This window comes from Gilliamella sp. LMG 34360 (assembly GCF_984568995.1).
The window spans coordinates 1,538,144-1,560,880 of sequence record NZ_OZ474900.1; the positions used below are offsets into that span (position 1 = coordinate 1,538,144).

Annotated in this window: 15 protein-coding genes and 2 pseudogenes; 9 read left to right on the forward strand and 8 right to left on the reverse strand. The window is 33.8% G+C overall.

The window, feature by feature from the left end; genetic code table 11:
- Nucleotides 1-393: 393 nt before the first annotated feature.
- From AC5LW9_RS06865 to AC5LW9_RS06895, 7 genes are all read right to left on the reverse strand, one after another.
- Entirely contained in the window at nucleotides 394-5,337 is a 4,944-nt protein-coding gene (locus AC5LW9_RS06865; protein WP_493455483.1) for a DNA repair ATPase, read from the reverse strand.
- A gap of 147 nt (nucleotides 5,338-5,484) precedes the next feature.
- Nucleotides 5,485-7,593, reverse strand: a complete 2,109-nt coding sequence (locus tag AC5LW9_RS06870; protein WP_493455484.1) for a flotillin family protein — start codon at nucleotides 7,591-7,593, stop codon at nucleotides 5,485-5,487.
- A gap of 33 nt (nucleotides 7,594-7,626) precedes the next feature.
- A complete protein-coding gene (locus AC5LW9_RS06875; RefSeq protein ID WP_493453878.1) occupies nucleotides 7,627-8,286 on the reverse strand; it encodes a ubiquinone biosynthesis protein UbiH in 660 nt (219 codons plus the stop codon).
- Between the two features lie 92 nt (nucleotides 8,287-8,378).
- Nucleotides 8,379-9,080, reverse strand: a complete 702-nt coding sequence (locus tag AC5LW9_RS06880) for a PspA/IM30 family protein (RefSeq protein ID WP_493455485.1) — start codon at nucleotides 9,078-9,080, stop codon at nucleotides 8,379-8,381.
- A gap of 32 nt (nucleotides 9,081-9,112) precedes the next feature.
- A complete protein-coding gene (locus AC5LW9_RS06885) occupies nucleotides 9,113-9,751 on the reverse strand; it encodes a YjfI family protein (RefSeq protein ID WP_493455486.1) in 639 nt (212 codons plus the stop codon).
- Between the two features lie 324 nt (nucleotides 9,752-10,075).
- Complete coding sequence (locus AC5LW9_RS06890) at nucleotides 10,076-12,376, reverse strand: TonB-dependent receptor domain-containing protein (protein WP_493455487.1); 2,301 nt, start codon at nucleotides 12,374-12,376, stop codon at nucleotides 10,076-10,078.
- 124 nt (nucleotides 12,377-12,500) lie between these two features.
- On the reverse strand, nucleotides 12,501-13,349 hold the full coding sequence (locus tag AC5LW9_RS06895) for a heme/hemin ABC transporter substrate-binding protein (RefSeq protein WP_493455488.1): 849 nt from the start codon (nucleotides 13,347-13,349) through the stop codon (nucleotides 12,501-12,503).
- 349 nt (nucleotides 13,350-13,698) lie between these two features.
- Between AC5LW9_RS06895 and hutW the strand changes: the two are divergent.
- The 9 genes and pseudogenes from hutW to AC5LW9_RS06940 form a co-directional block, all read left to right on the forward strand.
- Nucleotides 13,699-15,003: pseudogene (hutW, locus tag AC5LW9_RS06900) on the forward strand (heme anaerobic degradation radical SAM methyltransferase ChuW/HutW); the annotation flags it as partial.
- 126 nt (nucleotides 15,004-15,129) lie between these two features.
- Entirely contained in the window at nucleotides 15,130-15,630 is a 501-nt protein-coding gene (gene hutX / locus AC5LW9_RS06905) for a heme utilization cystosolic carrier protein HutX (protein WP_334322387.1), read from the forward strand.
- Between the two features lie 18 nt (nucleotides 15,631-15,648).
- Nucleotides 15,649-16,287, forward strand: coding sequence for an NAD(P)H-binding protein (locus AC5LW9_RS06910; protein ID WP_144091391.1), 639 nt, complete (start codon nucleotides 15,649-15,651; stop codon nucleotides 16,285-16,287).
- Between the two features lie 47 nt (nucleotides 16,288-16,334).
- Nucleotides 16,335-17,321: a FecCD family ABC transporter permease gene (locus AC5LW9_RS06915; protein ID WP_144091392.1), complete on the forward strand. Its 987-nt coding sequence runs from the start codon at nucleotides 16,335-16,337 to the stop codon at nucleotides 17,319-17,321.
- A 13-nt stretch (nucleotides 17,322-17,334) separates the two neighbouring features.
- On the forward strand, nucleotides 17,335-18,111 hold the full coding sequence (locus AC5LW9_RS06920) for a heme ABC transporter ATP-binding protein (RefSeq protein WP_493455489.1): 777 nt from the start codon (nucleotides 17,335-17,337) through the stop codon (nucleotides 18,109-18,111).
- An 86-nt stretch (nucleotides 18,112-18,197) separates the two neighbouring features.
- Complete coding sequence (zntB, locus tag AC5LW9_RS06925; protein WP_493455490.1) at nucleotides 18,198-19,199, forward strand: zinc transporter ZntB; 1,002 nt, start codon at nucleotides 18,198-18,200, stop codon at nucleotides 19,197-19,199.
- 447 nt (nucleotides 19,200-19,646) lie between these two features.
- Nucleotides 19,647-19,793 (forward strand): annotated as a pseudogene (locus AC5LW9_RS06930) (GNAT family N-acetyltransferase); the annotation flags it as partial.
- A gap of 49 nt (nucleotides 19,794-19,842) precedes the next feature.
- Complete coding sequence (locus AC5LW9_RS06935; protein ID WP_493455491.1) at nucleotides 19,843-19,962, forward strand: GNAT family N-acetyltransferase; 120 nt, start codon at nucleotides 19,843-19,845, stop codon at nucleotides 19,960-19,962.
- 49 nt (nucleotides 19,963-20,011) lie between these two features.
- Entirely contained in the window at nucleotides 20,012-21,901 is a 1,890-nt protein-coding gene (locus tag AC5LW9_RS06940) for a DNA topoisomerase III (RefSeq protein WP_198227762.1), read from the forward strand.
- 111 nt (nucleotides 21,902-22,012) lie between these two features.
- On the opposite strand, the gene AC5LW9_RS06945 is transcribed toward AC5LW9_RS06940, so the two are convergent.
- Nucleotides 22,013-22,666, reverse strand: coding sequence for a hypothetical protein (locus tag AC5LW9_RS06945; RefSeq protein ID WP_198227760.1), 654 nt, complete (start codon nucleotides 22,664-22,666; stop codon nucleotides 22,013-22,015).
- Between the last annotated feature and the right edge of the window lie 71 nt (nucleotides 22,667-22,737).

Consider the following 22,737-nt stretch of genomic DNA (forward strand, 5'->3'; position numbering starts at 1 on the left):
ATGGATGGATGTTACTCGTGATGCATTGTTCTAATAACAAATAATCTACTTATTAGATTTTTTTGATAAAGTTTTCTGAAATAGGATTTGATATCTTAGTTTTTTAGCAAATTAGACAATACAAATAAATCATTGGAAATTTATATCAAAGTGTGCCAATTTTTCTATTATAAAATCATAATGTTTAATACGTTTTTTACAAATTTAATATAAGTTAATTTAGAGTTATTAAGTGATGCACTAAAATGCTTGAATAACGATAGTATTTATCTGTTTTATGGAGTGGTTTTTTTATAAAGCGGGAAGAGTGGTCCCGCTTTTATTTTTATTAGTATAGATGTGATTTATGAGCAGACTAAACTTTGTGATTAGCGATAGTTTAGTCTGCATATTTTATAACTTTAACGCTTGTACGCTTTGTACAAGATCAGCGAGTTGAGTGACAATTTGATTTCCGGTATTGGATTCGTCACCACCCAGCGTTTTATTTCGCATAAAGTCATTTTTGATTTGTTGCCATCGCTCTGTTTGTTCTTTTGTTAATACTCCTCGAATTTCGGCTAATTTGAGTAGATTTTCTTCTGCGCCGTTGGTTAGCAATTGTGCTTCACCCAAGTAATGATCTTCAATAACTTGATTAAGTTCTTCATCATTCATTACTGATGAAATTTTTTCGGCGAGTTTATTCATATTTCGATAACTACCTTGTAATTTGAACGGAGGTTCAGTACGGTATTTATCCGATTGTGCTGCACTAATGATATATTGTTGATTAACTTTAAATACTACTTCACGAATTTTTAATAAGTGGCGTAGAACTGCAACAATTTCACTTATTTCAGCTTGGCTATAGTCATAACTCAATTCATTGGTATTAAGTGGTTTGCCTTGGGCATGATCAATTAGATGATACAGATCATTAAGTTCACGTAATGCCAAAGGAGACAAAATTGAATTAGAGGTGAGACAGTTTTCAATATAACTTGATGCAAAAACTTCATCCATTCCACCAAGAACTTCCCCCAAGTTATATATGTCAGCACGGTTAGCTAACATATCGGGTATTTTGAATACTTCACCTGACTCGGTATATGGATTACCGGCCATTATCACACAGAATTTTTTACCTCTTAAATCATAAGTTTTTGTTTTACCTTTCCAAACACCTTCGATACGACGTGAACCATCACATAGTGAGATAAATTTCTGTAAAAATTCAGGATTGGTATGTTGAATATCATCCACATAAAGCATGACATTATTACCCATTTCCAAGGCTAAATTTAACTTTTCAAGTTCTTGGCGTGCTGTTGCATTTGGGGCTTGTTCGGGATCGAAAGATAAAACACTATGTCCTAATGCTGGCCCATTAATTTTCATAAATATCAGGCCTAAACGATTTGCGATATATTCCATTAATGTTGTTTTACCATAACCAGGAGGTGAGATAAGTAATAATAATCCCATTAAATCGGTTCGTCGGCTTTCCCCAACGGTACCCATTTGTTTGGCTAGGTTATCACCAATGATAGGAAGATAAACTTGATTGATAAGTTTATTGCGAACAAATGAACTTAACGGTTTAGCTTTGAATTCATCAATGTGCAAAAAGTATCGCTGTTCATCAAGAACTTCTTGACGTAAAGTCTGATAATGACGAAATTCTGGAATGATGACTCGTGCATGTTTGCGCATACGACTGAAGAAATCATCAAGGTTGATATTTAAAACCCCTTGTTTGATTGTTGGATGTTCGCCTAACAAGTCGCTAACCGTTATATCCAGTTCAAGTTCACTAATTTGCATGCTTATACTATTTTCTTTGTCTAGCATGCATAGCAAAATTGCTTCAGGTATGTAGTCGACTAATTTCTGATATTGAGGAAGTGTGCAAAGTCCCTTATACCAACTTTCAATAAGATTCCAACGATCAGCTAAGCGAGTTTTCAAATTAAGTTGCGATTGATTAAAATCGCCCCACATATGAAGCTCTTCCAACTTGGCTTTTAGTCCTTCATACATGTAAATGCTGTATTTGCTTAAGTTAAACTCTTGCGGTATTTCAGACAGCGCATAACTTAAATATTCAGTCGCTTGTTTGATATGAAAATAATCATGTTTTATTGGATACGTTTGCAAGAATTGATTTAGCTCTGTAGCCATTTCTGTTTGTAGATTAATTAATCCTTCATCATGACCAAATAGAGCTTGAATATCTTTGCAAGTCTTGGCTCGTTCCGGCCATAATTTTGCGACATCATTTTTTTGATTATGTTGCCAAAATAATATAGCTAAACTACGAGCTAATGGATTGTAACGCAATAAGCCGGCTGCTTCACCTAGTGGAATAAGTTTTGATAAGATTTTTACCGCGTCGTGATCGTGAATACCTTTTTCATAACCTTCACGATATCGCATGGCTGCATAATCACGAACGGTTTTAACCAAACTTTCAGGTTGACTTAATTGAGTAACTAATTCTTCATAACTGATATCAAGATCTTTTTTTAATATGGCGTTGATAATAGAGTAGGCTAGATATTCACCACGATAGACTGTTGGTGACTCTGATTCAAGTGATATAGTCCAGAACGGTTTATAACTTTCTAATTTACTATTCTCTATTTTTTCTTGATAATCCGTACCTGTTAATTGCAAACATAAATGAGTTTCTTTCGGAACAATCGTTAAGTCAAGCTCTTGTGTGTTTACGCTGAATTTGTGTTTTGGACCTAATTTTATAACGTTGCCACCAGATTCGAATATTTCTGATTTATCTCGTAATGCGCGTATGGCCTGATCACGTGCACCTTTAAAACGTGATTCAATATCATCGGCTTTGACGTTATCAAACAGATCTCTCAATTTTTCAACAATTTCTCGAATTTTTAATGCTAGAGGATCTGCCACAAAGAAAGCATTAAGTTCATTTTGATCCGAAAATTTAGCCGTACGTCTCGGAATGCTATCTAAAATGCGAACAGCTGCGGTAAGTAGGGCTTCGGTGCGCCTTGTACGATCTTCAAGTAATGCTTGTTTGTGTGTTTCGAAAGATTCTAATATTTCTTCGCGTTTCGTCAGAATGTCATTAAGGAACTCTTCACTTTCGCTAAATTGGTTTTCAAGTTCTTCAAGTTGAACAAGTAGCCTTGAGAGTTCATCGTCACATTTTTCTGGTGTGGTTGCGATGCTTAAAGCACTTGCGATGCTTTGACTAAATAGTTTGAATTGGGCGCCAAATTGCGCAATCATTTCGACACTAGATAGATTTTTTCGTTTTTGATTGATCCTTGCTTTGGTTTGATTTAGTTTGGCATAAACTTCAGCAATTGATTCAATAATTCTAGTTTGTAGTGTAACGTCTTCAAATTTTAATGATGCCATTAATTGCGAAAGCATATCCAAATCATTGGACATTTCGTCAGTGTTTTTTATTGGCTCAATAAGCTTGGCGACAGTGTCAGCTTGCTCAAGATATTTTTCAATATTATCTATTTTTGAAATAAATGGTTCAAGTGCTTTGTCACTACCTAAAAATTCGGCGGTTGCCAATGAAACTAAAGATTGACGTTCTTTCAGCTCATTTTCCATTTTATCAATTTGTTCTAAATTGATATAACGATAGGTTCTTAATGTTACAAGGCGGCCTAATTGCATTTTTATTGCATTAAGCGCATCGACAAATTCTTGAGTTTCCTGCCAGCTATCAGGATATAATTTAGTTAACAAATCTTGTTGATTGGTAATGGCTTCACGCATCGCACTTTCGGATTGACGGCGTATGCTTTCTACTTTTTCATATTCATCAAGTACTAATTCACTGGTTTGGGTAATATTACGAAGTATTGGTGAAAATGATAAGTTTTTTTCATCAGCAAGCCAAAAATAACTATCAAATAATCTTTTAGTATCTTCACTTAGTTTGCCGTATAGTTGCGAAGAGACGGACTGATTATCAATTTCGCGAGAAATAAAATAGAGATCAGAAATACCACGTACTAATTCTGCGTTGCCGATTTTGCCTAAAAAGGTATTGTGGGTTGGCTGTGTTGCCGCAAATTCATCACTATAAAAAGGGGTTTGCCAGATTTGCATAGGATGAACACGAGTTGGTTCATCGTTTTCGCCTTCAAATACAACCATTCGGCCATCTTCAAATACAGCATAACCATGACCTAGAATTGGGTTATCCAATTTTCGCTCTATCATGTTGTAATTGAATAAAGCTAAGCGACCAGAATTTGGATCGTAAAAAATATATAAAACATCTTCCCCATTTGGTGAACGACGAATTCGTCTAAAACGCATTCCCCCCATAGATTGATCGAATGTTTTATATTCCCCATTTTGTAGATAGTAACCACCTGGGAATATCACCCCATGATCTTCTGGAAGTTGAATACAAGCTTGACCAATAAAGTCAATTCGTTGTACTTTTTGAGTAAGTGTGTTATAGATTAGATATCGCCAATTGTCTTCTCGGTAGGGTAGGACTTTTAAAAGAATTAGTGCACCTACTTTTGCATATTCGATTTTTGCGTCGTTTATTGATTGATTTTTATCTAATACTTCTTCACGATAAATACCTAATCCATCGTTAGTATTGTTTTCACATTTTATGGTAAGGTCACCACCAATGGTTTCAACAAAAACGGTATCAAGAATATTTACATGAGAGAATCGACCATTAACGATGTTTTCACGGGTGGTTTCAGTCCATTCAAAATCATAAGCAGGAGGTAAAGCAATATCACGTTCACCTCGATTATCAATATAATCAATCGTTTTTTTATCACTGGATATTGACCAGCGAAATACCCGAATATCACTTACTCTTTCACCAATCTGGAAACTGGCAAGGAGCTTGCCATCTCGTTCAACAAGTTGCAATAGTTGAGCATTTTTGTAGTAAGTATAAAGTTCATTGAAGTCTTGAACAAAACGGTCAATATTTAAAAAGGTATTTGATAGATCAACGGGATCTGCTTCATAATTTTCATCACGTTCAACAAGTTGATAAAGTGAAAATACATCTTCAATTTTGGTTTCTTTTTTTAACCCTAAAAAGACGTTATAACCAAATAATAACCAATCACCAAATCTAACGATATCTCGAGCGATACAATTGTTTTCGGTTCTTATGCGAATGCGACCGATGATCGACATATCGCTTTTACCAAATTCAGAAAGTCGTTGTTGATTTAACGCTTCAGTTTTTTGATTGAGTTCTTGGCCCAATGATGTCAAACGTTTACGAAGAATTTCGTAGGCTCCGCCTTCTGCGACTGCTTTATCGAGTGTATTTTGTTGCTCGTTTTCTTGTTCTATTTCTGCCATTTTTTACTCTTGATTTTGTTACAGAAAATCTATTACCTTCGGTAAAATTTAATATTTCACCGAAGGAAGATAATAGTGATAATGTTAATTTAATAACGATTTAACGATAATTGAATTATTTGATGCTATAAATCATCATTCCTTTCATTATTCGCTTTTTTCATCACTATTTGATGGTAAAAATTGTTTAGCCAGTGCTTTTAAATCAGTGTTTTTTAGTGTTTCGTTTAAATCGATATTTTTATTACCAGATAAACGTGATAGTACTGATTGTAAAGCAGATTGTAATACTGGGCTTTGGCTTACAGTTCCTTCAATTGCTTTACCGACACTGATAGCTTTAGAGAAGCTGTTAAAGAAGTTATCATTACCTCCAACAATTTCAATGTTCGCTTTGCTAAATGCTGCAGCAAGAACATCTGCTTGTTCTCTAGCAATCTCTTTATTAGCAGCAATAGCAGCCATAGCTTGTTCGAAGCCTTTTTCAAGCGCCAAGCGGAACTCTTCATGATTTTTAGATTGTTCATTCATCGTACCCATAGCTTGGAATTTCTCAACTAGACCATTAGCTTCAGCTGTTAAGCGTTCACGAATAACCAGTGCTTCAGCTAAACCTTGTTCTTTAGTTGCCGCAGCTTTAGCAAATCCAATGCGTTCATCACCGCGAGCTTGAGCTGAAAGTTTTTCTTCAAGAACTTTAGCTTCGGTTAGACCTTGTTTTTCTGTTGCTAATGCTTTTGCTTCAATAACTTTTGCTTCTGATAAGCCTTTTTCTTGATTACCTTTTGCTTCAGCAAGTAAAAGTTCAGCAGTAATATTTGCTTTTACTAAACCTTCTTTTTCTTCTGCTTCAGCACGAGCTTTGCGAACTTTGGCTTCTGCTAAACCGATAGCGGCTTCTTCTGCTTCAATACCTTGAGCAAGTTGTTTCTTCGCTTCAGCTTGTTTAGCCGCAACCTCAAGTTCAGCTTGTGCTATTGTACTAATTTCAATTGCACGGTGTTTAGATGATTGTTCGTCTGCTTCAGCTTGCTTAACTTGTTTAACTAACTCTTGTTCAGCTCTAGCTTCTGCTTCAATGATGGTTGTTTGTTTTTCTCGATCAGCTTTAGAAATTTCTCGTACTTCTTTGATATTTTCTTCTTCAACCGCTACCGTTTTTTCAACTGCAACTCGCTCACGAATTACATTGGCAATATGTTTCTTTTCTTCTTCAAGAACTTTATCTTTTTCAATGCGTTGCAATTCTACTTCACGTTCACGAGCAACAATTTCCAATGAACGGGCACGTTCGACGCGTTCTTCTTCGATAGCAATTGCTCTAAGACGATTTTGCTGAGCAACTTCAACTTCACGCAAACGGTTTTCTTCACGCACTTCAATTTCTTGTTGTGCTTGGATTCTTGCTTGTTCCGATTTTAGACGTTCTTCTTCTTGAACTTTTAACGTTTCAGCTTGTTCGCGAGCTCGAATGGTTTCAATTTCGCGTTTTTGACGAGCTTCGGCATCCGCTTGTTGACGTTCAAGTTCTAATTTGGCTTCAATTGTTTCGGTATCTTTTTTCTTTAACGCTAATTCAAGATCTCTTTCGCGTTTATTCGTTTCATCCTTATGAACAGCTGTGATCGAGGTAATTTTGTTAATACCTTCGGCATCAAAAATATTATCAGGATCGAGTGATTTGATTGGGGTTTGTTCTAAATAGTCGATAGCCACATCTTCAAGTGCATAACCATTAAGATCTTTACCAATTACATCAATAATACGTTCACGGAAATTCATACGATCTTCAAATAGTTTAGATAATTCAAATTGCTTACCTACTGTTTTTAACGCTTCTGAAAATTTCGCGCTAAATAATGAGCTTACCGCTTTTTGATCAGACGCTCTATCTACACCAATCGACTTAGCAACCTTTAAAACATCTTCAGTTGTTTCATTAACACGAAGATAAAAAGCGACACATATATCAGCACGTAAGTTATCTTTACAAATTAAACCATCTTTACCACGACGTTCTACATCAAAAGTAATTAATGATATTTTCATGAATTCTTTTTTGTAGATGACAGGGTAAACTAACGCACCTGTAAAATGCACTTTAGGTTTTGACGTCATGTCATTAACGATAAGTGCTGTACCTTGCGGAACTTTGATATAGAACGCTTTAAACAATAAGAAAAATCCAACGATTACTAGAAAGACTATTCCAACAATCACTAGAAAAAACATGATGGTATCAGTATTGATTGACATAATTTATTATTCTCCAAAAAAATATTTACTTTTCTATCCATTAAATTCTTTAACGCTAATAATTTCATAGCTGTTATTGGTTGTGTCATAACGTAGTAGAACAGCTTTATCCCCACGTTTGAATTGATATGAGCTCGTGCATCTAACTTGTAAAATTAAACCAGCGCCACCATCTTCGTAAATAGCTTCTCCTTTTGTTTCATTCACATAGCTTGAACGAATCTCAACAGTTTGCCCTAATAATGATTTATGATTATTGGTGCTTTCTAATTTACTGAACAGTGGTCGAAGAGGTTTTATAATAAATGCGGTAAGATATACTGCAGCAATAAAGGCAGTTACGAAAATAAAAAAACCAGCTATGTAATAAATTAGCAATAATTCACACAGAGGTAACATAAAGAAACGAAAGGCGAAATAAGAGATTGACCAACCTATTAATGAAATCAAAGTGACAATAAGTGTCATTGGGACTTTATTAAAACCTAATTTCATCAATAGGCCTGTAAATCCTGATGGAGTATTTGGAATGTCTAATGGTATATCATCAACATCGACATTTAGTTCTATATCTAAACAATCAATGCTTAAAATACCAAAAGCAGCAACCAACCAATATAATACACAAAGTGTTAACAACCCACTAAATATGATTACTGGAAAAGAAAAAAATATACCCCAGAAAAGCTCCATTATTTTCCCTTATATTAATTTTCCAAATTAACTAGTCTAAATTAATTAAATAATTTATTACGTTAACTATATTAACCTAAAATTTTATTTTATTAAATAGTTTGATTTTCTTGCTTTTCTTTTAATCTGGCTAATATTGCAGCAGCATTTTGGTTGCCTGATTTGATTCCTGCTGCTTCAAGCTTACTATCAAGCGTACTTTGATTTTCAAGCTTAGCTAATTCATTTTTAGCTTCAATGACTGCACTGTTTTTCTCTTGACGTTTTTTTATTCTATCTAAAGAATCTAGAGCTGTTTGTAATTTTGCAGTTGAACCGCCATATCGTTGTGCAACTGCTGATTGTGCTTTTTGAACGCTTTCAGTTGCTTTCACAATATCAACTTGCTGTTTTAAATTTCGAATATTGATTTCTGTTTGTGAAATTGATTGACGTAAGCTTTTTACAGTTTCAGCAAAGTAAGTGGCTTGTTGCTTATTGTTTTCAAGTTCATTTTCAAGAAATCCAATTTTTTCAGACACTTCAAGTGCTAATTCTTCATTGTCACTTTCAAGAGCTTTGATTGCATAACTTTCATATTCATCAATTTTAGATTGTGTTTCTTTAACAACTTTGTCTGCTAGTTTTTGTTGTGCAAGTATATTTGCTAATGATTCTTTAGCTTGTTTTAATTCACTGTCAGCATCGCGGATTTCTTGATCGAGAATTCTTAGAGCTTGAGTGTCAACGATCGCTTCTCCTGCTTCATTGATGCCACCACGAAGAGCTGTAACAAGTTTTTTGAAGATAGCCATGTTTAATCTCCTTATTATTTATATAAATTTAATTAGTTAAGATTGATGTGATGTTCATAAGCTTCTGTAGCTTTAATAACATTGTCCGATAAAGTTTCTAATTCATAGACAATATTACTTAAAAGTGAAGATGAACTTAACGCACCATACATAATGTAGTTGACCGAGCCGTCTCCAGCTTTTTCAATTGCTATTGTCGATAATGGAAATAGTTTACGAGTGCATAAAATTTCTTCATTAAATTGAGTTTTATTTTTAACAATATCAACAGGCCAAAGTAAACATTCAACAACAATTTGTTGATTTGATATACTTAAAAATAAAGGCAAATCACCATATTCATGCATAATGATATGTAAGCAAGCATCCACACCATCAATAATTTCAATACTTGCATGGTTTTGCTTAACTAATTCTGATTGCATTAATTTATTATAAAGAGTTTCTATTGACCAAATTTCATTTCTTTCCATTTCATTAAATTCCTGTTTACGATTAATATTATTGTTTTTAACTAAAGACTGGCGAAATTGTTTTTCGATTTCCAATAATTTAGTTGTATTTTCAGGTAAAATCCAAACTTCTTTTTTGACCAAACCTTGTTCACGCAACCGTTGTCGGTATTGTTGCTGGTAAAAAGCTGAATTTTTGGTCTCTTTGGTTTTTTTCATAACGCCCGTTTGGTGTTTTGTTAAATTTATGTAAACAATATTACCACAAAAATATTACATGTAAATATCACATGTAATATTTTTTTATGAAAATTAATCCGTAATAGCGCATTAGAAGATGATGAGTATATTTTAAAATGTTTTTTAGAAATAGATAGTTAAATCTGAACTAAATGTTTTAATTGGTGTGGTAAACCTATCTGTTAGATAATTTGTTAGATTTATGTAAACCATATTACCACAAAAATATTACATGTAATACTTTTTGGAAAAAAATAACCCGCATTAGCGGGTTAGAAAATGATAAATATATTTTAGATATTTCTAGAAATCAATATTTAAACCTAACTGGAATGTTCTACCTGGTGCGGTAAACATCTCTAGATATTTATGATCTGATGTACTGTATAATTTATTATTACTGAGGTAATCCCAATATTTTTGATCAGTAAGGTTGTAGATTCCTCCGCTTAGTCTAATATTATTGGTAATATTTATATAACCTGTTAAATCAACAATACCGTGACCAGCGATTCTAAAATAATCATCAGATGAGTCTTCGATTGGTTTGCCTTCGTTGCGATATGTTTCGCGGGAGGTGGCATCAGTTTTCTTGCCTTTTTGGAATGTTGTTGTTAAGGAAACACCGTAGAATTTATTCGGATCATCCCATGATAAACCAATAGTACTTTTTAATGGTGCAATAGTATCCATCTCAATGTATTTATCACCTAAATAACTTGATTTTGATTTACCTTTGTTATAGCCAATTGCGAAACGTGCGCTTAAACCATTGAGTGATTCTACCCAAGTACCAATATTAAATTCACTATTTAATTCTGCACCATAGGTATAAGCTTTGTCACGGTTCTCAGATTGATAAACTAAACGATTGCCTATACCAACAAAATTTTTCCTATAACGCGTAAAGGCAATAAAGTTTTTGTACTTGTTATAAAAAGCAGATGACGATAACGTAATGCCTGATATTGGTTGACCTTTTACACCGAGTTCAAAATTGTCGCCCGTTTCAGTTTTTAAATTAGAGTTGCCAACAAGTACATACATAGTGCTGTGCGCTAAATAAGAGCCATATAATTGGTTCTGATTTGGCATTTGAGCGCTACGTTTATATTGTAGATAAGCAGTGAAATTAGGATTAATATCATACATTAATGCCATTGATGGTAAAATTTTGAAATCACTGTTACTACTATATTGTGTACCTAATTGATGTGAATTAACATTTGATACTGACATGTTTTCAAGATTGCGTGGCTTGGTATTTTGATAGATTGCTCTGACACCAGGAACAAAATAAAAGTTATTACTATTGTTAGTATTAAAGCTAATGCGATCTTCAAAAAATCCACCTAACTGATAACTTTTACTGTCGGCTTGTGGTTTGGAATAATCACCGTCCGGGAAAGTATCGACGTATTGTGATTTAGCTGATGTAAAGAATGGCGATTCATCTTCACTCCATTTACCATTTAAACCAGCGCTGATTTTTTGGTTATCAATTTGTTTTATTAAAGTAGTAATAAAATTATATGTTTTAGTATTATAGTTGGTTTGAGTATAAAAATTACCTTTGGATTTGTGCTGCAATTTTGTGTCATCAAAGACATTAGTCCGTTGGTAATTTAACTGTGTCGTTAATGTGTCAATCCAACTAATATTGGTAGGTTGCCATGTATCTTTAATTGCTAAGTTAAAGCGGTTATTTTTACTGCGTTGATGGTCGAGTGATTCAATGTATTTACCTTTTTGGTTCCAAGTATCATAATGGGAATTTTTCGTTTTATTATTGTAATCGACAGTCGTATTGAGTAAATGTTCTTCTGTCATTTGCCAACCAAAGCCAGCTAAAATTGAGTTAGAGTGCCAATTTTCTGGATAACTGCTTATTGAATCACCATGATTTCTTGTTTGTTGTCCATCTCGACGACTTAGTACAATAATGCCATTGAGGTGATCATCACCACCAGCCATAGTAATACCTTGATGATAGCTTCTATCAGAACTGTCATAATTGTTTTCAAATCCAAAATAACTGGTTTTACCTGGATAGAGATAATAGCTAGCCGTTTTAGTTTGGAAAGATACCGAACCGCCTAGAGCATTGTTCGCATTACTTACAGATGTGGCGCCTGATTGAATATCAACTTTATTGTACATGTAAGTATCGATGTAATCACGACCAATACCATAAGAACCAAAACCTGCTCGACCCACTGAATTAACTCGACCCTGTGCTATAGGTAATGGCATACCATCAACATCAATTGATACGCGGTTAGCATCTAGACCACGAATATTATAGCCACTGAAACCTCCTCGATCCCAACTACTTTTACCGGTACCTGAGCCGGAAATATTACCTGAAGCTGAAATGAGTGGTTGATAACGCATGAGCGTACCAAAATTAGTACCACCGTCACGGCGGATATCATGTTCGGATATTTCAGTATTTGTACCTGGTTTTTTAGTCGCTTCGTGAGCGGTCACAGTGATGACGTCATAGTTTTCATCATCGAGTTTGACCGTAGCCATTGCTGGCATGACAACTGTCAAGCCCAAAGCTAACGTGCTGGTTTTTTTTAATGTAGTGAAATTAATCATTTTAATCCTTTCAAATATAATAAACTAAATAAAATTATTCAGATTAATTAACAATTAAGTTGATCATCTTTTTAATTTAATCAATCTGCTAAACAATTTTTTATTTCAGTTTTATCCTCAACAGTTATTGAGGATAAAAGCTGTCACAAAGAATCTTTGCAACTTCATCCACTCGGGGGCCAATACCAAATAGGTATCCGTCATCAATGGTAATAATTCGGTGATTTTTGAACGCTGCTGTTTCTGTGATACCTGGTATAGTGTCGATTTTATCTACTCCACCAAGTTGCTGAATTGAGTGGCTATTTAAAATAATAACATCAGGATTCATTGCAATGATTGATTCGGCTGTGTAGCTTTTATAACTTTTATGTTTAGCTAGATTTTCACCTCCAGCAATAGTAATTAAAGCATCCGCTGTGGTGTTTTTACCTGCTACTGAATTGGTTCCACCCATGCTCATTAAAAATAGAACTTTGGCTTTAGTGGGTTGCATATCTATTTTTTGTTGGATCTGTGAAAGATTATTCTTGATATGCTTTATTAGCTGTTGTCCTTGATCTGGTTTTTGTAGTTTGTTAGCTATTTTTTCAATATTTTCATAAAGTAATTCAACAGTTCCAGGCACACGTTGTAAAGATAAAACATCAACTTTAGCTTGAGTAACTTGACTAATAATATTATCGGGCTCTGCATCACTTAAAGTAATAAATAACGTTGGGTTTAAAGATAAAATTCCTTCTATATTTAATAATTTCCAATAACCAATTTGGGGTAGAGTGGTGACAGATTGTGGATAAGTGCTTGTTTTATCAACGCCGACTACTTTATCTCCTTCACCCAGAGCAAAAACAATTTCGGTTAATGAACCACCCGCAATAACAATTCTATCTTGAGCTGAGCTGATATTTATAAGCGCGTTGAAAGTGAAAATTAACAAAAACATATTTAATTTTGTTATGAAATTTTTCATTATTTACTTCCTGTTTGTAAATTTTAATATCCGCGATAATATAGTGAAAATGAGAACTATTATCAACATAATTGTCCTTTATTCCTCATTTTTTCAAGCAAAAAAAATTTTTGTTTAACGAGATTTTTAACAATTTCAATATAAATAATCAGTTAAAACAAGTTGTAAAGATTTGAGGAATGGATTAAAAAATAGACAAATTATAAAGAAAATGAATTCAAAAACATTTTTTTGTAAAAAAATAATAATAAATATATCAATACATTATAAAAATGGTTAATAAAAGATATTGATAAATGAAAATAATTATTATTTAATTTTGCAGTTTATTTAATTAAGATCGGTTGTTATGAAATCATTAGATGTCAGCGCTTTTTTTGCTCAAAATGCGACTTTACCTTTTAAAGATCGTTGGGCTGTTATGCCTTTGCAGGCGAGTATTCCACTACCACCTCATGAAGTTACCTCTCAATGGGACACAATTCAATCAACTTCTCTAATGAGTAAAAAAAGGTTGATTTATATTCATATTCCTTTTTGTGATATACATTGCCAATTTTGTGGTTTTTATCAAAATCCATTAAGAAAATTTGATACTGAAACTTATATCAATTATTTATTAAAAGAGATATCGCTAGAAATTAATAATACAGCAATCCAATCAGCACCTATTCATGCTGTTTATTTTGGAGGAGGGACGCCTTCCGCTTTGGCGGCAGGTCAAATAGCACGCGTCATTCGCTATCTTAAAGATCATGCACCATTAGCGCCAGATTGCGAAATTACAGTTGAAGGGCGTATTTCTGATTTTGATGATGATCGTGTTGATAGTTATATTGAAGCGGGAGCAAATCGGTTTTCAATCGGTGTCCAAACCTTTAATACTGAAATTCGCCAACGATTAGGTCGTGAATCAAGTGAGCAACAAATTATTAGTAGCTTTGAACGTATTGCCGCTCGTGATAGTGTTGCGTTAGTTTGTGATTTAATGTTCGGTTTACCAAATCAAACCAGAGAAACTTGGCAACGTGATTTAGATATTGTCAATGAATTGCCGTTAGATGGTGTAGATTTGTATTCACTTAATCTTTTACCAACCACACCTTTGGCCAAAGGGGTCGAAAATAAGCGTATTGAAATACCCTCCATTACAGATAAAAGTAATTTTTATCATCAAGGTGCAGAATTTTTAGCTAAACAAGGTTGGGTTCATTTGACCAATGCACACTGGGCCAAAAATAGTCGTGAACGAAATTTATATAATTTTCTGATCAAACAAGGTTCTCATTTTTTTGCATTTGGATCTTGTGCCGGGGGCCGATTAGGTGGTCAGTCATTTATGATTCATCGTGATTTAAATCAATATTATACCCAGCTTGATGAGGGTAAAAAACCAATTATGATGTTGACTGGTAAACCAGTGATAGGAGAATGGCTTTATCGATTACAAGCAGGGATAGAAAAAGGGCGTGTTGATTTAACTAAACTGACTGAACAATATCATCTCTTCGCACCTCTAATTAAACAATGGCATCAAGTTGGGCTTTTAGAAAACGAAGATTATTGTATACGACTAACTTTATCGGGACGTTTTTGGTCAAGCAATATAGTTCAAGCACTCCAGCAGTTATTGTTACAACTTAATAATCCCGAATATATTGAAATACAGAAAAAAATGGCTCAAGCTAGACAAGCTATGAATAGTCATCCTAGAGTGGCTAAATCAAATACAGAAAAATCTAAACATCCACATCAAATTTCATAATTAAAGGATACTATTATGACAGAAAAACCAACACTTTTAGATAATTTAAATGCTTATATGAAAACAGAACCAGAAGAGTTATTAGAAAAAATTGCTCAAGATCATCATGTTACATTAACACAAGTTATTCAAGCTTTACCTGATGCGAAAATTGTTGATGGCAGTAATTTTGATGCGATCTGGGAAGAAGTTACAACATGGGGAGATGTACTATTTTTAGTTCATACCGGTGATGTAATCGCTGAAATTTCTGGCGAATTACCAACAGGATCTCACAGCCAAAGATACTTTAATCTTCGTCATCAAAAAGGGTTAAGTGGACATATTAAAGCTGAACATTGTCAATATATTGCATTTATTGAACGTAAATTTATGAAAATGGCAACTGCTTCAATAATATTCCTAAATCACACAGGACAAGCAATGTTCAAAATTTTTGTAGGTCGTGACGAAAAGCATCAATTAAAAGCCGATCAATTAGAAAAATTCCGTACATTAGCAAAAAAAATTAATTAATTATAAGTTATTAACAAAATGCAGACATTATTAATTTTTGGTGTAAGCCCTAAACAAGGTACAGGTTATCAAATTGCACATCTAGCCAAGCAATATCACCCCCAATGGCGTTGTATTGTATTAGTTCGTGATGCTAATTTTGCTAAACAATTAGTTAATCAAGGTATTGAGGCTCACGTTGGTGATGCAACTGATTGTGAATTAGTTAAAAAACTATGCGAATTAGCCGGTTGTGAAGCAACTATTATATCAACCTTAGGCGGTGAAACAGGTAATTATTCAGCTCAACGCGTGATTATCGACTGTGCTGAACAAACTGGAATTAAACAAATGATTCTGGTGACCTCTTTAGGTTGTGGTGATTCATGGGCTACGTTGTCTGAACGTGCTAAACAGGCGTTTGGTCGTGCTGTTCGTGAAAAATCATTAGCTGAGGTTTGGTTGCAAACAAGCAAATTAAATTTCTTGATTTTAAGACCGGGTGGATTACGTGATGGTGAAATGACACAAAAAGCTGAATGTTATTATCAACAAGAGGTGCATGGTTTTATTTATCGTACTGATTTGGCAAAAATAGTTATTGATAAAATTGTCAATCAACAAATTGACGATCATGCTTACAGTGTCGTCGATCCTAGCTTGAAAATAACCTATTAATTGGCTCAAGTTGAATGAATAAATTAATACAGATAAGAGGATAATGGGTGGGCAAATATAGTCATCGCTCTTTGTTATGGGGATTATTTGCCATTCTATTGGTGCTAATTCTATTTTCTGCAAATTCAGGCGCATTAAAACTAACTTTTGATAAACTAGTGGATATGTCGATGGATGATCCTTTATGGAACATTTGGTTAAATATACGAATACCACGAATAATATTAGCAATTATAGTAGGAATGGCATTAGCCACTTCAGGCGCGGTGATGCAAGGGTTATTTCGTAATCCTTTAGCTGATCCGGGTTTACTTGGTATTAGTAGTGGTGCTGCTTTAATGGTTGGGTTATCTATTTTGTTTCCTGCCATTTTTCCACCTATTATGGTCATGTATGGCAAAATGGTCGCAGCATTTGCAGGAAGCTTTTTTATCTGTTTATTAATTTATCTTTATAGCATAAATTCGCAATGTAATTTGGCCAAAATGGTATTACTAGGTGTTGCTATTAATGCTGTTATTGGGGCGGTTATGGGTTGCTTAAGTTATATTAGTGATGAAGCGCAACTGCGACAACTTTCTTTATGGTCTATGGGACATTTAGGTAAGGGCTCTTGGGATTTAGTTCTGGTTGCGTTATCACTTATTGTCCCTGCTTTAGTGTGTTTATTTAAGCTTTCTCATCAACTTAATATTCTTCAGTTAGGTGATGAAGACGCTCATTATTTAGGTATTAAAGTCAGACGAATTAAGCAGTATTTATTATTACTATCTGCTGTGCTTATTGGTACATCTGTCGCGGTGAGTGGCATGATTGCTTTTGTCGGTCTGGTTGTCCCCCATATGATTCGATTGAGAGTCGGTGCTAACCATAGCTGGTTATTGCCGGGTTCAGCACTAGGTGGTGCTTGTTTATTGCTACTAGCCGATACCTTTGCACGCACTTTAATTGCACCTACTGAAATTCCTGTCGGGCTTTTCACAAGTTTGATTGGTGGTCCTTATTTTATTTGGCTGATTTTAAAACATAAGTAATAGATGGTATTTAATGATGTTAACTGCTGAACATTTAACTTTTGGTTATGCTAATCGCACTTTAATTAACGATGTGTCTTTGAACATACAGGCCAGTGAAATTGTAATTATCATTGGTCCCAATGGTGCAGGTAAATCGACACTTTTACGTTTATTGACAGGTTATCAAAAACCAGCTTCAGGCGAATGTTATTTACTTAATAAACCATTATCACAATGGTCCGAAACGCAATTATCTAAAATTAGAACCGTTATGTTGCAACAAAGTCAATTAACGTTTCCATTCAAAGTGAAAGAAGTGGTGGCAATGGGGCGCGCTCCTTATGGTAAGCCCCATTTTGAGCAAGCGGTGCAAGAAAGTATGCAACAAACTGATTGTTTAAAATTGGCAGACCGCGATTATCGTAGCTTGTCAGGAGGTGAACAGCAACGAGTACAGCTGGCGCGAGTATTAGCGCAATTATGGCAGCCTGAACCTACAGAAAAATTGTTATTTTTAGATGAGCCGACTTCTGCCCTTGATCTATATCATCAACAACATACGTTAAGATTGTTGAAACAATTAGTTACCACACAAAAATTAGCAGTTTGTTGTATTTTGCATGATCTTAATTTGGCTGCTTTGTATGCTGATAAAATTTTATTAATTCATCAAGGCCGAATTGTTGAGCAAGGTGCGCCAGCGGATGTGCTAACGGTTGAAAAAATTCATCGATGGTATGGTGTTGAAGCAGGGATTTTTAATCATCCCAATCATTCGTCAATACCACAAATTTATTTAAACCCTTAACGGGTAAATCTCGATAATCAATCATTCGCTGCATTTTTAATCAAAATCAGTATATAATTAAGCAAACTTAATAAATGGGGCTGATGATGATTAACGAAAATAGTAATAGTTCTATTCTGGTTTCAGATCTACTTGCAGCACAACCTGTTTTTAGTTGCCAATTGGATGGAAAGGGCAAAGCCAATTCTTTGAATGACAAAACAGAAGCTTCAAAGCCCCAACCTTATTGGATACATCTTGATTTTGCTAAAAGTGAAACAATCAATTGGATTAATCAAACAAATTTGATTCCTGATCTTGTCAAAAATGAGTTGATAAAACCTAATCAATTTCCAAAAGAAATACGTTGTGATGCAGGGATTTTAGTCGTACTAAAGGGTGTTAATTTTACCCCAAATGAACTGCCCGATCCTATCGTCACTTTTCGTTTTTATATTACCGATAATTTAATAATCTCAACCAGACATCAAAAAATAGATGCTATTATTAAATTAAAACAAAATTTAGAAAAAGGAATTGGTCCTGTTGATGTTGCTGACTGGTTAATTCAGCTTTCTGAATTAATCTGTGATCAAGTTAATTTATCATTTGATGGTGTCCACAATAAAATTATTAAATTAGAAGATTTACTCTTAAATCAGCGAATTTTTTCGCATAAAGAAATAGGAAGAGTTCGTAAACAACTTTTCATATTACGTCGTCTACTTTCACCACAACGTGATATCTTTGTAAAAATTTCAACAGAACGAATATCTTGGATTGATGATAATGATCGCCAACGATTGCATGATATTTCAAATCAACAAAATCACTATGTTTCTGAAATTGATAGTTGTTTAATAAGAATTGGTTCAGTTATGGAGCAAATTAATAGCATTCTGGCTGAATCGACGAATAAACGTATTTATTTAATGTCACTGTTCACCATTATATTTACGCCAATTACTTTCATAACCAGCTTACTGGGTGTTAATTTGGCAGGTATCCCTTTTAATGAAAATGAATGGTCATTTGTGGGTTTAATTTTAGTGCTTATTGCTATTAGTATTGTTTCAGTAATATGGCTTAAGCTCAAAAAATGGTGGTAGCTGAAGTGATTTTTTAAATCTCTGAAGTTTTAATCAATTTTTATAAATTTTTTAATAACAATGGTGTTAAGTCGTTATTTGAAAGTGCGACTCAAACATTCATTCATGGTTATTGTAAAAAATATATTGGATCTGCTTATACAGATAATCTATTGTAACCAAGTTCAGTTATGATTAATATTATTTGTTTCTTTTTCTAGTAGACCAACTTAATCAGAATTTCCTTTGCAATATTTCAAAAATATAGTAATGATTGTGCCATTCTGTTCTTATTTATAAAGAATGGCAAATTTTAATAGAGAATCCATACTAAAAAATTATGATAAAATAATGCATTATAGTTTCGATTCAAATCCATTATTTGGACATTACAAGCTGACATTAATTGTTTCAAAATTACCCAAAGATTATCAATTACAATCTATTGATTAAAATGGTTATCAGGAAATTTTCAAACTTGAATGGGCTAAAAACTTATGTAACAATTTTAATTCATATTTTGAATTTGTAGAAATAGGTTTAGGATTTATTGTTTTAAAATATAATGTTATTTTTTCTAAAGCATTATCTTATTTAGTATATAATGATAGTATTGAAGTAGATACTTTATACTTTAGCAAAAGAAAGAGAAAAGGGACTTACATTGACTTGTTCTGCAAATTTACTTTTAGCCTGTTTGGAATGTCAAGTATCACCAAATTGGGATAGACATAATCGGGAATCTTTAAAGAAATTCACTAATTTAGGTTATATCTTAAAATAAACTCAATAATGCTTATGTCGTTTGGAATTTATGATTAATACTTATTATTATGCAAACTAATCAGTCTTTTCGTTTATTTATTGCCGAAAAGCCCAGCTTAGCTAGGGCTATCGCGGATGTATTGCCCAAACCTCACCAAAAAGGGAATGGTTTTATCCGAGCCAGTAATGGTGATGTGGTTAGCTGGTGTATTGGGCATTTATTAGAACAAGCGACCCCTGAAGTCTATGATGAACGATTTAAAAAATGGTCTTTAGATGATTTGCCTATCGTGCCTGAAAAGTGGATATTAATCCCTAAAGGAAATACCGAAAAGCAATTAAATATTTTGGTCGATTTGATTAAATCTGCCGATCTGATTGTGCATGCGGGTGACCCCGATAGAGAAGGACAATTATTAGTAGATGAAGTGTTAAATTATTGCCAGCTTACACCCGAAAAACGCAAAACCATCCAACGTTGCTTAATTAGTGATTTAAATGCTAGTGCAGTTCAAAAATCTCTTGAACAGTTGCGAAGTAATCAAGATTATGTCCCTTTATCGACTTCTGCATTAGCTAGAGCTCGGGCTGACTGGCTTTACGGCATGAATATGAGCCGAGTTTGTACATTGGTAGGGCAAAGAAACGGTTATCGTGGCGTGCTGTCTATTGGTCGAGTGCAAACGCCTATTTTAGGATTAGTGGTAAGACGCGATTTAGAGATAGCTCAATTTGTACCTAAACCGTTCTATGAAGTGTTTGCTATTTTGCAAACCAAAAATAATGAAACATTTAAAGCTAAATGGCAACCGAGTGAAGCTTGCGAACCTTATCAAGATGAAGAAGGTCGAGTACTCGTTAAAGCATTAGCTGAAAATGTTTGCCAACGGATTAAAGATAAATCCGGTATAATTGATAAAGTAAGCAATAAAAAGAAAGAGCTTGCTCCACCAATGCCATTTAACCTGTCTTCTTTACAAATTGAAATGGCGAAAAAAAATGGGTTAAGTGCGCAAGAAGTGCTTGATATTTGTCAGTCATTATACGAAAAACATAAGTTAATTACTTACCCCCGTTCAGATTGTCGTTTTCTGCCTGAAGAGCATTTAAAGCAAATTAATGGCATAAAATCAGCCATTGAAAACAATTGTTCAGCTTTGCAAACAGCAATTGATAATGCTGATTTTTCATTGCGTTCCAAAGCATGGAATGATAAAAAGGTGGAAGCGCATCATGCCATTATTCCTACCTTACGTAAAGCCAAAATGGACAGTTTGTCCAATAATGAGCGGGCTGTTTATCAAGTTGTAGCAACCCAATATCTAGCCCAATTTTATCCCGCCTATAAATATTCTGAATTACAAATTGATGTTGAAATTCAAGGAGGGAAATTTATATCAAAAACCAATCAAATGCTTGATGAAGGTTGGAAAGTTTTATTCAGAAATAAAAACACTCAAATCGATAGCGATGCTGATGATAACAACAATGGTTTATTGACTAAGCTCATTAAAAAAGGGGAATCTGTCCAATGCATTGATACTGAATTGCTTAGTAAAGAAACTCAGCCGCCAAGACCATTTACTGACGCTACGTTATTAGCAGCTTTGACGGGGATAGCTCGCTTTGTAAAAGATCCTGAAATTAAAAAAATCCTACGTGAAACAGATGGCTTAGGTACGGAAGCAACGCGTGCAGGTATTATTGAGTTGTTATTTAAAAGGCAATTTTTAATTCGACAAGGAAAATCAATACGCTCTACACAAATCGGACAAAATCTAATTTTATCATTGCCAGATATTATGTCTATGCCAGATATGACAGCACATTGGGAATTACAGTTAGATGAAATTAGTAAGAAATCCTTTTCATACCAACAATTCATGTATCAACTTAATTCATCATTATCAAATTTAATTGATCAAATGAAAAATGCACGGTTGAATATTCATTCTTAACCCTCATATTAAAAAAACAGGATGAATCGCATCATTGAAAATAGCGTTTATCCTGTTTATTTATATCACTTGGTTATCAATCGATTTATTGATCAATTTTTATTTTATCGATTATTCCAACGTACGGCTGTTTGCGTCTCTTTCTTCAATAATTTTAGCCAGTTCATTGTTTGCTCTTTGTAAAAAAGTTTCATTTTTTAAAATGACCAAATAGGTTTTCAATCGTTTGATTGGATCGAGTGCAAAACGATATGTAATAAACAAAATGATAAAAATAGTCAAAATCGAAATGATAATATTGACAATCCAAGGTGAACTAAAGATTCTATTAATATTAAATAGTAATAAGATAAGTGCAAAAATTAATATGATACCGCTAAGTACAACTTCTTTAATTGAGTAAAATGCTAGTGGTATTAAGCGATTTTTTTGAATAGTAAAATATTGGGTTAATAAATTTAATTGTGTCAGATCAATAATATTATTTACGTCGGCATTAACAAGTGACATAGCAATATTCTCTTTTTCAATATCACCTGATTTATAAAAACAGATTTTATCCCAAAGTAATTTTTTTTTGATATTACTTAAGTAGTCACGTTGATACTTTGGTTGAGATGTTTTTTCTAAAATATCGGCATATTTGATGAGGTTGTCGAAGTATTTACTGGATCTTGGCCTTTTGCATATAAAAGCAACACAAGAAAGTGTGAATATAATAACCAAATTGAACCAATTGTCATGGAGTAATTCTGAGATTTCCATTTCAATAATCCGCATTAATTAATCATTGTACAATTATATCTGATATCGGGTAAAACGTGTATTAATTCTAT

Coding starts and splice junctions, on each gene's coding strand:
- AC5LW9_RS06865 (WP_493455483.1), bottom strand. CDS start 5,337: ATGGCAGAAATAGAACAAGAAAACGAGCAACAAAATACACTCGATAAA.
- AC5LW9_RS06870 (WP_493455484.1), bottom strand. CDS start 7,593: ATGTCAATCAATACTGATACCATCATGTTTTTTCTAGTGATTGTTGGA.
- AC5LW9_RS06875 (WP_493453878.1), bottom strand. CDS start 8,286: ATGGAGCTTTTCTGGGGTATATTTTTTTCTTTTCCAGTAATCATATTT.
- AC5LW9_RS06880 (WP_493455485.1), bottom strand. CDS start 9,080: ATGGCTATCTTCAAAAAACTTGTTACAGCTCTTCGTGGTGGCATCAAT.
- AC5LW9_RS06885 (WP_493455486.1), bottom strand. CDS start 9,751: ATGAAAAAAACCAAAGAGACCAAAAATTCAGCTTTTTACCAGCAACAA.
- AC5LW9_RS06890 (WP_493455487.1), bottom strand. CDS start 12,376: ATGATTAATTTCACTACATTAAAAAAAACCAGCACGTTAGCTTTGGGC.
- AC5LW9_RS06895 (WP_493455488.1), bottom strand. CDS start 13,349: ATGAAAAATTTCATAACAAAATTAAATATGTTTTTGTTAATTTTCACT.
- hutX (WP_334322387.1), top strand. CDS start 15,130: ATGACAGAAAAACCAACACTTTTAGATAATTTAAATGCTTATATGAAA.
- AC5LW9_RS06910 (WP_144091391.1), top strand. CDS start 15,649: ATGCAGACATTATTAATTTTTGGTGTAAGCCCTAAACAAGGTACAGGT.
- AC5LW9_RS06920 (WP_493455489.1), top strand. CDS start 17,335: ATGATGTTAACTGCTGAACATTTAACTTTTGGTTATGCTAATCGCACT.
- zntB (WP_493455490.1), top strand. CDS start 18,198: ATGATTAACGAAAATAGTAATAGTTCTATTCTGGTTTCAGATCTACTT.
- AC5LW9_RS06940 (WP_198227762.1), top strand. CDS start 20,012: ATGCAAACTAATCAGTCTTTTCGTTTATTTATTGCCGAAAAGCCCAGC.
- AC5LW9_RS06945 (WP_198227760.1), bottom strand. CDS start 22,666: ATGGAAATCTCAGAATTACTCCATGACAATTGGTTCAATTTGGTTATT.